Genomic DNA, 11,831 nt, shown 5'->3' on the forward strand with positions numbered 1-11,831 from the left:
CAATTCCTCCTTATGATTTAATGAGGTCTCGCGTTTCTTCTAATTTAACAGAGACTAAACGTGATACACCAGATTCCTGCATCGTCACTCCATACAATACATCCGCTTCTTCCATTGTTCCTTTTCGATGTGTAATTACAATGAATTGTGTTTTCTCACTGTACATTTTTACATATTTAGCAAAACGGGAAACATTCGCTTCATCCAGCGCGGCTTCCACCTCGTCCAGGATACAGAACGGAACTGGACGCACGCGTAAAATTGCAAATAATAGTGCAATCGCTGTAAGTGCGCGTTCTCCTCCTGAAAGAAGACCAAGATGCTGTAATTTTTTCCCTGGAGGCTGTGCAATAATATCCACGCCCGTATCTAAAATATGGTTCGGGTCTGTTAGTTTCAGTTCTGCTTTCCCGCCGCCAAAGAGCTCTTTAAACACAACCGCAAATTCTCCTTTGATTGCGTCAAATGTCTGTTCAAAACGCTGTTTCATCTCTTCATCAAGTTCTGCAATCACGTTATAAAGTGTATCTTTTGCAGTAATCAGATCTGTTTGCTGTTTTGTCAAGAATTGATACCTTTCAGAAATCCGTTCAAATTCATCAATTGCACCAAGGTTAACTGTTCCTAGGTTTGAGATTTGCTGTTTCAATTCCTGTACTTCATTTTCAGCACGTTGCATATCTTCTGCTTTTTTATATACTTGCTTTGCTTTTTCAAAAGTGATTGTATACTCCGTTTCAAGATGACTTAAACGATTTTCTAAATCAACATCCAAGCGGTTTACTTGAACCTCTTTTTGCTGAATGGAAGAGAGAATTACTTGATAACGCTTGTTCTCTTCCCTTAACTCCCTTTCTTCATCATCAATCTTTCCAGCTCTATCAGAACGTTCTGCACGTTTCTCCTGTATATTGCTTGTCAAGTCTGTTTTATTTACTTTTTCCACTTCAATCGCTTGGTCTATCTCTTCTTCTGTTTCATCACCAGCAGCAATTTGCACAAGATCAGTCAATTTCGTTGCATATTCTTTTAGTAGTTTAGAATCCGTCTGTAGTTGTTGTTCCAGACGATCTACCTGATCTGCTTGATTTCGATAGCGCTCTTGCTGTTTCGCAAGTGTAAGCTTGTTTTCATGAAGCTTTTCTTGTAATTGCTCCTGGTTCTCTTTAAATCGGGATTCTTCCAGTGTTAGTTTGTCAATCTCCACTTGTGTTTCTTCTAGCTTCATTTTAAGTTCTTCTAAATCTTCTTTAAGCTCCAGTTTTCTTTGACTGAAGTATTGTGTATCTTCTTTATACTGTTTTTCTTCTTGGTCATATATGGAAAGACTGTCGTTAAGCGATTTTAATTTCATTTCCAATTCATGATTAGCGGTTTGCAATTCCTGAAGTTTGCGTTGCTCATCATTAATTGTGTTCTCTGCCTGTTCAAGTGAAGCAGCTGTAGTTTCCATCTTTTCTCTTTGCCGCTCTACTTTTGCAGCAAATTCAGTTGTACGCGCTTCGTAATTTATTAATTTTTCCTTGATTTCTTCCAGATCCTTCTCACGGGTGAATAAGGATTGATTTGTTTTCTTTGCTGCTCCGCCAGACATTGCACCTCCTGGATTTACAACATCTCCATCTAAAGTAACGACCCGGTATCTTCTGCCAGTTAGCGCAGCAATCTCCGTAGCGTCCTTTAATGATTCAGCAATGATTACATGTCCCATTAAATGATTGACTGCACGAAGATAGCTCACATCTGTTTTGACTAATTTCGCAGCAACTCCGATAAATCCGCTATGGGATTCTGCCTTATGCAATATATTATCGGGAACAAATCTTTCCTGGATTGTATTTAAAGGCAGGAAGGTTGCTCTTCCATTATTTGTTTTTTTCAACCACGAAATCGCAGCTCTTGCAGCTGCTTCATTTTGCACAACAATATGCTGTGCTTGCCCACCCAGTACAGTTTCAATTGCAGTTATATATTCTTTAGGAACATCAATTAACTCAATAACTGCGCCTTCAATTTGTGCGAGCTTGTTGTCTTCTCTAGCCTTTAAAATTGCCTTTACTCCATGAAAGAATCCTTGGAAATCTTCCTTCATTTCTTCCAGCATTTCTTTTTTTGATTTCATTTTTTCAATATATTGGTAACCTTGATAAAGCTTTGTTTGTAATTCTTGAAAAAGTTTTCTTTCACTTTCCAGGGTAGTTTTCAGCTGTCTGATTAACTGTTCCTTTTTCGCATGAATATCTTGTTGTTCTGTCAAACTCTTTTCCGCAACATCTTTTTCTGACAATAATTCTTCCCTCAATTGAAGCGTGCCCTGAAACTTTTGAGTTTTTGTTTCGTTTTTTCCATTGATTTGATTTAATTGTCTTTCAATCGATTGCATTTCATTACGAACAGCTGCTTGTTCATTCAGGTACTCAATAAATACAGATTTAAGTTCCTCAATTTGGTCAAATAATTTTTCCCGGCTTCTTCCAAGCTTATCTTCTAATTGCTTAATTGTATTTTTAGATGCTGTTCTTTCTGCTTGAAGCTGCTTGAGCTTATCTTTTTCTTCAGTCAGCTGCTTCTTCTGGGTATTTATTTTTAATTCTGCTTCTTGCTTTTGTTCAGTCAGCATTTGCTTATTTTCATCGAAATGCTTGGATCGCTCTGAAAAGAGTTGTTTCTTCCCCTCTAGTTTTTCCAGTTGTTCTGTTGAGTACAACAATCTCTCCTGCAATTTCTCAATCACTTCATCTAACTTTTGATTCCTGTATTTCTGTTCCTCAATCCAAATTTCCTTCTTATGGATTTCAGTTTTAAGTCCCAGTTCTTTGTCTTTTTCTTCTTTGATGGATTGCTGTAAGGCTGTCCATCTATTATGTAGCTCTTCAATCTCTGCAACAAGAAAAGAAATTTCCTTTTCCTTGAGTGTATCTTTTAATTCCAAGTAGCGCTTTGCTGTATTGCTTTGTCTTTCCAATGGCTCAATCTGTGATTCAATCTCATAGATAATATCCTCAACACGATTTAAGTTTTCCTGTGTTTCGGCAAGCTTATATTCCGACTTTTTCTTCCGCTGTTTATATTTTAGAACCCCAGCAGCTTCTTCAAAAATTGTTCGGCGCTCTTCAGCTTTTGAGCTTAGAATTTCTTCAACTTTACCTTGACTGATGATAGAAAAAGCTTCCCTGCCAAGTCCAGAATCCATGAACAAATCAATAATATCCTTTAAACGACTAGATTGCTTATTAATATAAAATTCACTCTCGCCTGAGCGATAAACTCTTCTCGTTACACTGATTTCATCATAATCTAAAGAAACTGCTTTATCTTGATTATCTAAAACTAAAGTAACTTCTGCTACGTTTAACGCTTTTCGTGTATCACTTCCCTGGAAAATAATATCTTCCATTTTTGAACCACGTAAGGATTTTGCTGATTGCTCACCAAGCACCCAGCGTATCGCATCGGTAATATTACTTTTTCCACTTCCATTGGGCCCGACTACTGCGGTTACTCCAGGAACAAATTCAATTGTTATTCGTTCAGCAAACGACTTAAAGCCGACGCTGTCTAATTTTTTTAAATACATACTCATTCTCCTATTTATAGAAGAAGCAAATTTATATAAGAAACATCGCTTCCTACTATAGGGTTTTCAACTTATTTATTCTATCACAATCCAGCTGGCAAAAGAAGCTAAGTTATTGTTAAAACGTCTTGTCTTTATGAAAGAGTATCCGTATAATTCAATTATTGAATTGTTTAATAGTATAAGAATGTTGGGGGAGGAATTTCATGGGATTAGACCAAGCATCTGCAGAAAACTTATCAACACTGCTTAATGACCTCGCAGATCATCTTAAAGTAGCTAACCGCGGATTATTCGATCCGGAGGACTACGACTTGAATAAATATAGCGATTTACGTTTTTTACATCAAATCGTTGTGGAGAAGGGCAGACTCAGCGCTTTAGAAACACAGGCATTTGTTGATGAACTGGCAATGATACGCAAGAAATAAATGGATAAAAACAATCGGCTAAAAACCTGAATGAATAACGTTTATTCAGAATGATTGAAAAAGTAAGCAAATGGAATAAGCTAATGATAGCTCGTTCCGTTTGCTTATTCATTTTTTCAACATCAGGCAGATAATCCAATAATCGATTAATCAGGAATTTCTAATTAGCCTTCAATCGATCAAGAGAAGCTTTTGCTGCTCTTTGTTCCGCTTCTTTTTTTGATCTTCCAGCACCTTCGCCTGTTGGCTGGTCATTAATTAAAACCTGAGCAACAAACTCTTTATCATGGGAAGGTCCTCTTTCCTCGATAATTTGGTAATCCACCGTTTGTTTATTATCTTGCTGAACAAACTCTTGCAGCTGGCTTTTATAATCCATCGCATGCGAAAAAGCACCAATGTTTATTTTCTCAAAAATATGCTGCTCAAGAAAATTATTAGCCTTTTCATAGCCTTGATCGAGGTATAATGCACCTAAAAACGCTTCAAATGAATCAGCAAGTATAGCCGGACGCTCTCTTCCGCCTGTTTGTTCTTCCCCTCTTCCAAGCAGTAAATAATCACCAAATTGAAGTTCCTTTGCGAAGCCAACTAAAGACGGTTCACAAACAATTGCAGCACGCAATTTTGTCATTTCTCCTTCTGGCATTTCTTCGTTCTGCTTGAATAGATACTCAGAAACAGCTAATTCGAGGACAGCATCACCAAGAAACTCAAGTCTTTCATTATCATGAAAAGACTTGCCTTTATGCTCATTCACATAAGATGAATGGGTAAAAGCCTGTTTTAATAAATTAGGTTGATTGAATTTAATATCTAAATGCTGTTCTAGTTTCCTTACATCCATACAGTACACCTCTCGTGTGAAAAATATATGAAAGTCCCGCCATTAGCGAGACTTTCAATTTAATTATTGAGAAACACTGTTTATGTAGTTAACAGCATCACCAACTGTATTAATATTTTCAGCTTCCTCATCAGCAATTTCCATGTCAAACTCATCCTCTAGCTCCATTACAAGCTCAACAACGTCAAGTGAGTCAGCCTCTAAGTCATCTTTAAACGAAGCCTCTAGAGTTACTTTATCTTCTTCAACATCAAGACGATCAACAATGATTTCTTTTACACGATCAAACACATCTGCCATATTCCATTCACCTCCCTTCAAAGTAAGTATAGATAATTTACACTTCTTCTTCCAGCTTTATTCAGAGCATAGCAGGAATTTACATCACCATTCCACCATCAACATGCAGCGTCTGGCCAGTCATATAGCTTGCATCATCTGATACAAGAAACCGAACAACCTTCGCAACATCTTCAGGTGATCCAAGTTTAGCCAGCGGAATCATTGCAAGCATTTTTTCTTTCTGTTCTTCCGTAAGCACATCTGTCATGTCTGTAGAAATAAAGCCTGGTGCAACTGCATTTACTAGTATGTTTCTTGATGCCAGTTCCTTCGCAGCTGTCTTTGTAAGTCCGATGACGCCAGCTTTAGCAGCAACATAGTTAGCTTGACCTGGATTACCGCTCACACCTACAATTGACGCCACATTGACAATCCGGCCAAAACGCTGCTTCATCATTTGTCTTGTTACTGCCTTCGTGCAAAGGAACACACCTTTAAGATTTGTCTGAATAACTTCATCAAATTCTTCTTCCTTCATACGCATTAACAGATTGTCTCTTGTTACACCTGCATTATTTACAAGTATATCCAAGCTGCCCAGTTGATTGATTACTTCCTTTACCATTGCTTTTACACTTGTTTCCCTGGATACATCAGCTTGTATTTTAAATGCCTTTACTCCAAATTTCTTTAGTTCTTCGACAACAGCTTCAGCTTTTTCCTCACTTCCAGCATAGTTCACTGCCACGTTCGCACCTTGTCTAGCTAGTTCTAATGCGATTGTCCGTCCAATTCCTCGTGAAGCACCAGTTACTAAAGCATTTTTCCCCTTTAACATTTAGATTTCCTCCTTATACCAAGCAAGAAAATCTTGAAGTGATTTTGTATCCTGTATGGCAAAAGTTTTTGCTGAACGATCAATCTTTCTCAATAGTCCAGAGAGCACTTTACCATTGCCTACCTCTACAAAGGCATCAACATTTTCAGCTAAGATATGACGAATTGATTCTTCAAAGCGAACTGGGGAATATAATTGCTTAATTAAAAGTTCTTTAATTTTATCCTGTTCCGTAACAGGAGCCGCGGATACATTCGCATAAACAGGAATAGAAGCTGTTTTGATCTCCACCTGTTCTAGATAATTAGCAAATTCCTCATTCGCTGCTTGCATTAAACGTGAATGGAATGGTCCGCTTACATTCAACCCAAGCACCCGTTTGGCACCCTTCTCTTTCAGTTTTTCTGTTGCAAGCTCTATTCCTGCTTTTGAACCAGAGATAACTACTTGACCAGGACAATTTAAGTTAGCAATATCAACAACTTCTTCTGTAATTCCTGCCAATACTTCATTAATATCTGCTTCTGAAAGCCCCAGAACGGCCGCCATTGTTCCTTGTCCCTTAGGGAAAGCCTGTTCCATTAGGCGTCCCCGAGCAGCTACGAGTGGTAATGCATCTTCAATCGATAATGATCCAGCAGCTACGAGTGCACTGTATTCACCTAGACTGTGCCCAACAGTCATTTGAGGTTGTACTCCTTCATTAATAAGGACCTGATGAATTGCAATGCTCGTCAGCAATAATGCCGGCTGTGCATTTTCTGTTTCTGTCAATGTTTCTTCTGGTCCAGCAAACATAATTTTTTTTATGTCTTTATTTAACAGATCATTTGCTTGAGAAAACAGTGTTTCGACCTGTGGGTATGTTTGATAAAATTCTTCTCCCATTCCGACCGCTTGCGACCCCTGGCCAGGAAACATAAACGCAACACGTTTCATTGAATCACTCCTCTATATTCATTGTCTCTACTGTTTTTCGTATTGTTTCCGTAACATCCTTGTCAACCATATGTTTAGCTTGTTTGATTGCACTCACGATTGCTCTTTGTTTCGATGAACCGTGTGCCTTGATAACAGGTGCTGCAAGTCCAAATAAACCAGCACCGCCGTATTCTGAATAATCTAAGCGGTTTTTCAATGATTTCAAATCATTTCTCACCATGCCAGCAGCCAACTTTGTTTTTAATGAAGATGTTAATGCTTCTTTTAATAATGTAAACACTGTCTGAGCCGTACCTTCAATTGTTTTCAATGCCACATTTCCACTGAAACCATCTGTTACAACAACATCTGCAACATGATTAAATAAATCCCTTGCTTCTACATTACCAATAAAATTAATTGGCGCTTTCTCTAAAAGCTCGAATGCTTTCTTTGTTATATCATTACCCTTCCCGTCTTCTGTTCCAACATTAAGCAAGCCAACAGTAGGATTGTCAATGCCACGAACCTTTTCAGCATAAACAGATCCCATCATTCCATACTGTAAAAGGTGGCTTGGTTTTGCCTCAACATTTGCTCCAACATCTAAAAACAGAAAGCCATCTTCATCGATTGTTGGCAATGTAGGACTTAGCGCCGGGCGTGCGATGCCAGGAATACGTCCAACAATAAACAAACCTGCACTCATCAAAGCTCCTGTATTCCCCGCAGAGATACAAGCATCGGCTCTGCCCTCCTTCACTTCTTTTGCCATTAAAACAAGAGAAGCATTCTTTTTACGGCGAACTGCACGAACAGGTTCGTCATCACCTGTTATCACTTCGTCGGTATGTATAATCGATATATTTTTAGATGATGTTAAATATGGTTTTATTTTAGACTCATCACCAACTAAGGTGATGGACAGATCTTCAAATTGGGAAACAGCTTCCACTGCCCCGAGAACAATTTCCTTTGGTGCGTGGTCACCACCCATTGCGTCAATTACTATTTTCATTTATTTTGTCTCCTATTTCCTCATGGGATTGGAACATCTGAAAAACCCCAGTAAATACAATCTCATTGTCAACAAAGCTATTTACTTTGACAATTGTCAGGTCTTTTTCATTCTTTCCTTCTACAACCGCTTTCGCAATAACTCGCTCGCCTTCCTTTACCTGTCTTGTAAATTTAATCTCAGACTTTGCTGTTAAAGCAAGTTCATCGTTAATCACTGCAACAGCTAGTGAATTGGCTTGTGCAAACAGATGATGCCCCCTTGCAATCTTCGTTCTTGCGAAAACAAGGTCATTCGTAATATCAAGAATAGAAATCGCTCGATTATCCAGCTCCAAGTCAATAATTTCACCAATAACTTCATCAATTTGCAATGCTTTTAATGTTTCATTCCATTGATCTCTAGCTACTGATTTTATTCTTTCACGCATTTCTGGTATACCAAGCTCCATGCGATCCAGGCGAATCGTCTGGATACTTACTCCAAATTTATTTGCCAGCTGTTCATCCGTAATAAATGGCATTTCTTCAATTTTTTCTTTGACGAGCTTCTGCCGCTCCACTTTCGTTTTCCTCATAATGCACCGTCCATCATTATTAATCTAACATTTATGACTTGGTACTAATAGTAAGGCATATGCTTAGTAAAGAGTACCATTTTATTTTCAAAAACTCAAGGGTAACAATGTTTATTCTATTTTTTTAAGAAATAGTGTGCATTAAAGCAAAGTATTTAAGGTTAACCATTCGAGGGTACTTTGGAGGGACATATTTTAAGGGTAATCAGATAGTAGTGTGGAATACATTAATATACACTTATCATGTTCCGTCATATGAATGCAGCTACTATATATTCAGTTTCTAGGATTGTCATTTAAAAAAGCTTTTTGCGGATTAACTATTTGACAGCTTATCCCAATGTTTGAATTTTTATTAATAAATTTGAAAGCTATTTTTAGGTAAAAAGGCTTGGAAGTTAGATTGAAAGATTACTCCCTCTTGTTAGTTTCAGTGTACAGTAATGTTTATTATGCTGACACTTATTTTGTGTATCAAAAGTTTATGGTAAGACCAGCATTTCTATATGGAGTTCAAATAGGATAGTGCATAAATTTTACTTCTATGCGGTTGTATTAATATGTATATTTAGTTATAGTATTCTCATAAAAAACATTTTAGACATCTAAACTATTTATATAACTAAATGGAGTGAGGGGTTTTATGCTAGAAAAGCGAATGAATGGGATTTTTCAAACATTAGATCAGATAAACTACGCATTGTTACATCACTACGATGAAGTGCTCGAACATAAATTAACACCGAAGCAATCTTTAATTATCGAACATGTCCAGCAACATAATACATTAACAGTCAGTGAACTAGCTGAAAAGATGAATGTGACTGCAAGTGCAATTAGCCAGTTGTTAAGTAAATTAGAGAAAGAGCATTATATCGAGCGATCCATTAATCCTAACTCAAGACGTGAAATCATCGTAACACTTGGCTTGAAAGGTAAGGAACTTTATGAATCATATGCAAAGGTAGATGAGCAAATTGTATCAACATACTATGCTAAGCTAGATGACGAAGTAATTAGTCAATTGGAACAGGCAGTGAACAAAATCTATGAGGTCATTTTGGAAGAACAAATGAATGCAAAAGGAGAGTAGCCCCAGTGAATTGGATTTATTTAGTTATTGTGTTTACCATTTGTATTCCAGGCATTTATTTTATGTATCAGTCGGAAAAAATACATATAAAAGAGGATGATGTGACAGATGGGCAACGATTAATTGCACATTGCTTAACAGCACTTGTATTTTCAGCGATGGGTGCTTATTTTGTTCCTAAGATTCATGTCGTTCAACAAATAGAAATTAGTCAGATTCTATTATATGGTTTAGGTCTAGGTATTATCTGTTCTCTTAGCCATTTGCTGTTTTATTATATTTATTTAGTGCCAAGATTGACAAAAACAGATTATCTGGAAATTGAAACGCATTATGTAAATACAGGTATTTTAAGTCGTGTATTTTATGGCGGAGTTGTAGAAGAAGTTATGTTTCGATGGGGCCTGCTTAGCTTATTTATTTGGTTATTTCAATTAATGAGTATGGGTGATCGTGTTGGTACATTGTTTGCAATTTCCATTTCAAGTGTCTTGTTTGCCGTTGTTCATTTACCATCTATTAAACTTGTTTCCTCGCAACCAAAACCTCTTATGTATATGTATACAATTATTGGTAACATTTGGGTTGGTTTTTTCGCTGGGATAGCTTTCATTCAAGGGGGATTATTAGCAGCTATATTTGTCCACATGCTATTCCATCTAATTTGGTGGCCAATTCAAAATCGTGAATACGTTAAGTTACATAGTAAATAAACGTAAAACAAACTAAGAAACCAAAAATCACCGAGACGTTAAAACAAGAAAGGAAATGGTATAGATGGATCTGCTCAACCTGCCTAATCTCAAAGTAAAGAACATGAAGGAATTTGAATACGATTATCGTTTTGGGGTGGTATCAACAGCTCCATCTCCTTCGCATTGTCCTAAATGTGGCACAGTGCCTATCCTCTACAAGCATGGTGCGATAGAACAGTTATTCTTTGATTTACCTTTTGACATATATGTAGCGAAATCGGCAGATGAAGCCTATTAACTCTATCAGGCTTGGCTTGCAAGTCTACCTAAAGGGTTAGTAACTTACTTTAAAGGTTTTATTAAAGCAATGAGTAACTGAGAAGAAGAGATATTCGACTATTTACTTTTCCTATCACAAATGCTTATACAGAGTCCCTTAATCGCTTAATTAAGACAATGAATCATACTGGTCGAGGTTACTCCTTTGAAGTTCTCAGAGCCAAAACTTTGTTCACACAAGGATATCGTAAGGTAAATCGTAAAAAGAAATTCAAAGAAGTTGAAGCTACTTTCGGAAAATGTTATATGTTCAAATGTAAATAAGATATAATAGTGGACAAGAATAAATTCGGTGAATAGTAATTTTAAAATCAGCAGAACTTTAGAACACTTACTCGTATAACGTTCATACAAAAATACATTGGGTTGGTATCAAAATAGAAAACAATAATTATTAGCCTTTATTTTTCAAATCCTCTTTATATTCTTCCTTGAATGAAACCTTTTCATCAGCTAAACTATTTAATAGATTAATATTTTGCAATGAACTGCAGGAAATAGCGAATGGAAAATCCTGTCACTCCCGCGCTACATCCACTTAGGAGGAGAAAAATGATAGAAGAAGAAAAGATATTTAAAGGAGTACTTTTTTCACCTGGAAAGTCGGAATTAAAAAAGATAAAGCTTAAAACCCATAACCTGTGTTCAGAATATAACCGCACTTTTGAAGATGAAACTGAAAAAAGAAAAGCAATCATTTCAAACATTTTCCATGAGATTGGAAGTAATTGCCGTCTACAAGGCCCTATTTATATCCACTACGGAAAACATACAGAAATTGGCGATCACTTCTTTGCAAACTTTAATTTGACCATTCAAGATGATGCACGGGTCGTTATTGGTGATCATTGTAATTTCGGCCCAAATGTGACTATAGTTACACCTGTACATCCAATGCTTCCAGATGAACGCCGCGCAATTATGGACAAAAACGGTGTGCCTAAGCTCATGTGTTATGCCAAACCTGTTAAAATTGGCAATGATTGCTGGTTCGGAGCAAATGTCGTTGTTTGTCCAGGAGTAACAATCGGGGATAATTGCGTGATTGGGGCAGGAAGTGTAGTTGTAAAGGACATTCCAAGCAATAGCTTTGCAGCTGGCAACCCATGTAAGGTAATCCGGGAAATCACTGAGCTGGACAGCATGATACATAAGCCTGATATTTTAGATGATAATATAATTATAGAATAAAATTGAGAGGTTTATATGCTTA

12 protein-coding genes and 1 pseudogene are annotated in these 11,831 nt (G+C 37.1%); 6 read left to right on the top strand and 7 right to left on the bottom strand.

Features of this window, described 5'->3' with window-relative positions:
- Positions 1 to 10: 10 nt before the first annotated feature.
- A complete protein-coding gene (gene smc, locus NST93_RS06195; RefSeq protein ID WP_405102249.1) occupies positions 11 to 3,577 on the bottom strand; it encodes a chromosome segregation protein SMC in 3,567 nt (1,188 codons plus the stop codon).
- Between the two features lie 206 nt (positions 3,578 to 3,783).
- On the opposite strand from smc, the gene NST93_RS06200 reads away from it, so the two are divergent.
- On the top strand, positions 3,784 to 4,008 hold the full coding sequence (locus NST93_RS06200) for a DUF1128 domain-containing protein (protein ID WP_405102251.1): 225 nt from the start codon (positions 3,784 to 3,786) through the stop codon (positions 4,006 to 4,008).
- 160 nt (positions 4,009 to 4,168) lie between these two features.
- Here NST93_RS06200 and rnc read toward each other — a convergent pair whose 3' ends face one another.
- The 6 genes from rnc to fapR form a co-directional block, all read right to left on the bottom strand.
- A complete protein-coding gene (gene rnc, locus NST93_RS06205) occupies positions 4,169 to 4,855 on the bottom strand; it encodes a ribonuclease III (RefSeq protein ID WP_405102253.1) in 687 nt (228 codons plus the stop codon).
- 63 nt (positions 4,856 to 4,918) lie between these two features.
- Complete coding sequence (locus NST93_RS06210; RefSeq protein WP_405102255.1) at positions 4,919 to 5,155, bottom strand: acyl carrier protein; 237 nt, start codon at positions 5,153 to 5,155, stop codon at positions 4,919 to 4,921.
- A gap of 79 nt (positions 5,156 to 5,234) precedes the next feature.
- Positions 5,235 to 5,975 carry a 3-oxoacyl-[acyl-carrier-protein] reductase gene (fabG, locus tag NST93_RS06215; RefSeq protein WP_405102257.1) on the bottom strand — a complete coding sequence of 247 codons (741 nt, stop codon included), beginning with the start codon at positions 5,973 to 5,975 and terminating at the stop codon, positions 5,235 to 5,237.
- Entirely contained in the window at positions 5,976 to 6,914 is a 939-nt protein-coding gene (gene fabD, locus NST93_RS06220; protein WP_405102259.1) for an ACP S-malonyltransferase, read from the bottom strand. It abuts the gene before it with no gap.
- A 4-nt stretch (positions 6,915 to 6,918) separates the two neighbouring features.
- The gene (plsX, locus tag NST93_RS06225; protein ID WP_405102261.1) at positions 6,919 to 7,914 is read right to left on the bottom strand and encodes a phosphate acyltransferase PlsX; all 996 of its coding nucleotides are present in this window, start codon (positions 7,912 to 7,914) and stop codon (positions 6,919 to 6,921) included.
- A complete protein-coding gene (gene fapR, locus NST93_RS06230) occupies positions 7,898 to 8,491 on the bottom strand; it encodes a transcription factor FapR (protein WP_405102263.1) in 594 nt (197 codons plus the stop codon). Before fapR ends, plsX begins: the two co-directional genes overlap by 17 nt.
- A gap of 643 nt (positions 8,492 to 9,134) precedes the next feature.
- On the opposite strand from fapR, the gene NST93_RS06235 reads away from it, so the two are divergent.
- The 5 genes and pseudogenes from NST93_RS06235 to NST93_RS06255 all read left to right on the top strand — a co-directional run bounded on the left by NST93_RS06235 (position 9,135) and on the right by NST93_RS06255 (position 11,809).
- A complete protein-coding gene (locus tag NST93_RS06235) occupies positions 9,135 to 9,584 on the top strand; it encodes a MarR family winged helix-turn-helix transcriptional regulator (protein ID WP_405102265.1) in 450 nt (149 codons plus the stop codon).
- A gap of 5 nt (positions 9,585 to 9,589) precedes the next feature.
- Entirely contained in the window at positions 9,590 to 10,297 is a 708-nt protein-coding gene (locus tag NST93_RS06240) for a CPBP family intramembrane glutamic endopeptidase (RefSeq protein ID WP_405102267.1), read from the top strand.
- 64 nt (positions 10,298 to 10,361) lie between these two features.
- Positions 10,362 to 10,577, top strand: a complete 216-nt coding sequence (locus tag NST93_RS06245) for a hypothetical protein (RefSeq protein WP_405102269.1) — start codon at positions 10,362 to 10,364, stop codon at positions 10,575 to 10,577.
- A 101-nt stretch (positions 10,578 to 10,678) separates the two neighbouring features.
- A pseudogene (locus NST93_RS06250) lies at positions 10,679 to 10,792 on the top strand (transposase); the annotation flags it as partial.
- Positions 10,793 to 11,170: 378 nt separating this feature from the next.
- Positions 11,171 to 11,809, top strand: coding sequence for a sugar O-acetyltransferase (locus NST93_RS06255; protein ID WP_405102271.1), 639 nt, complete (start codon positions 11,171 to 11,173; stop codon positions 11,807 to 11,809).
- The last annotated feature ends 22 nt before the right edge of the window (positions 11,810 to 11,831 follow it).

The organism is Oceanobacillus sp. FSL H7-0719, assembly GCF_045040795.1.
Classification (GTDB): domain Bacteria; phylum Bacillota; class Bacilli; order Bacillales; family Amphibacillaceae; genus Oceanobacillus.

What these genes read in the sequence shown, in the direction of transcription:
- smc (WP_405102249.1), bottom strand. Translation starts at nt 3,577, where the DNA reads ATGTATTTAAAAAAATTAGACAGCGTCGGCTTTAAGTCGTTTGCTGAA.
- NST93_RS06200 (WP_405102251.1), top strand. Translation starts at nt 3,784, where the DNA reads ATGGGATTAGACCAAGCATCTGCAGAAAACTTATCAACACTGCTTAAT.
- rnc (WP_405102253.1), bottom strand. Translation starts at nt 4,855, where the DNA reads ATGGATGTAAGGAAACTAGAACAGCATTTAGATATTAAATTCAATCAA.
- NST93_RS06210 (WP_405102255.1), bottom strand. Translation starts at nt 5,155, where the DNA reads ATGGCAGATGTGTTTGATCGTGTAAAAGAAATCATTGTTGATCGTCTT.
- fabG (WP_405102257.1), bottom strand. Translation starts at nt 5,975, where the DNA reads ATGTTAAAGGGGAAAAATGCTTTAGTAACTGGTGCTTCACGAGGAATT.
- fabD (WP_405102259.1), bottom strand. Translation starts at nt 6,914, where the DNA reads ATGAAACGTGTTGCGTTTATGTTTCCTGGCCAGGGGTCGCAAGCGGTC.
- plsX (WP_405102261.1), bottom strand. Translation starts at nt 7,914, where the DNA reads ATGAAAATAGTAATTGACGCAATGGGTGGTGACCACGCACCAAAGGAA.
- fapR (WP_405102263.1), bottom strand. Translation starts at nt 8,491, where the DNA reads ATGAGGAAAACGAAAGTGGAGCGGCAGAAGCTCGTCAAAGAAAAAATT.
- NST93_RS06235 (WP_405102265.1), top strand. Translation starts at nt 9,135, where the DNA reads ATGCTAGAAAAGCGAATGAATGGGATTTTTCAAACATTAGATCAGATA.
- NST93_RS06245 (WP_405102269.1), top strand. Translation starts at nt 10,362, where the DNA reads ATGGATCTGCTCAACCTGCCTAATCTCAAAGTAAAGAACATGAAGGAA.
- NST93_RS06255 (WP_405102271.1), top strand. Translation starts at nt 11,171, where the DNA reads ATGATAGAAGAAGAAAAGATATTTAAAGGAGTACTTTTTTCACCTGGA.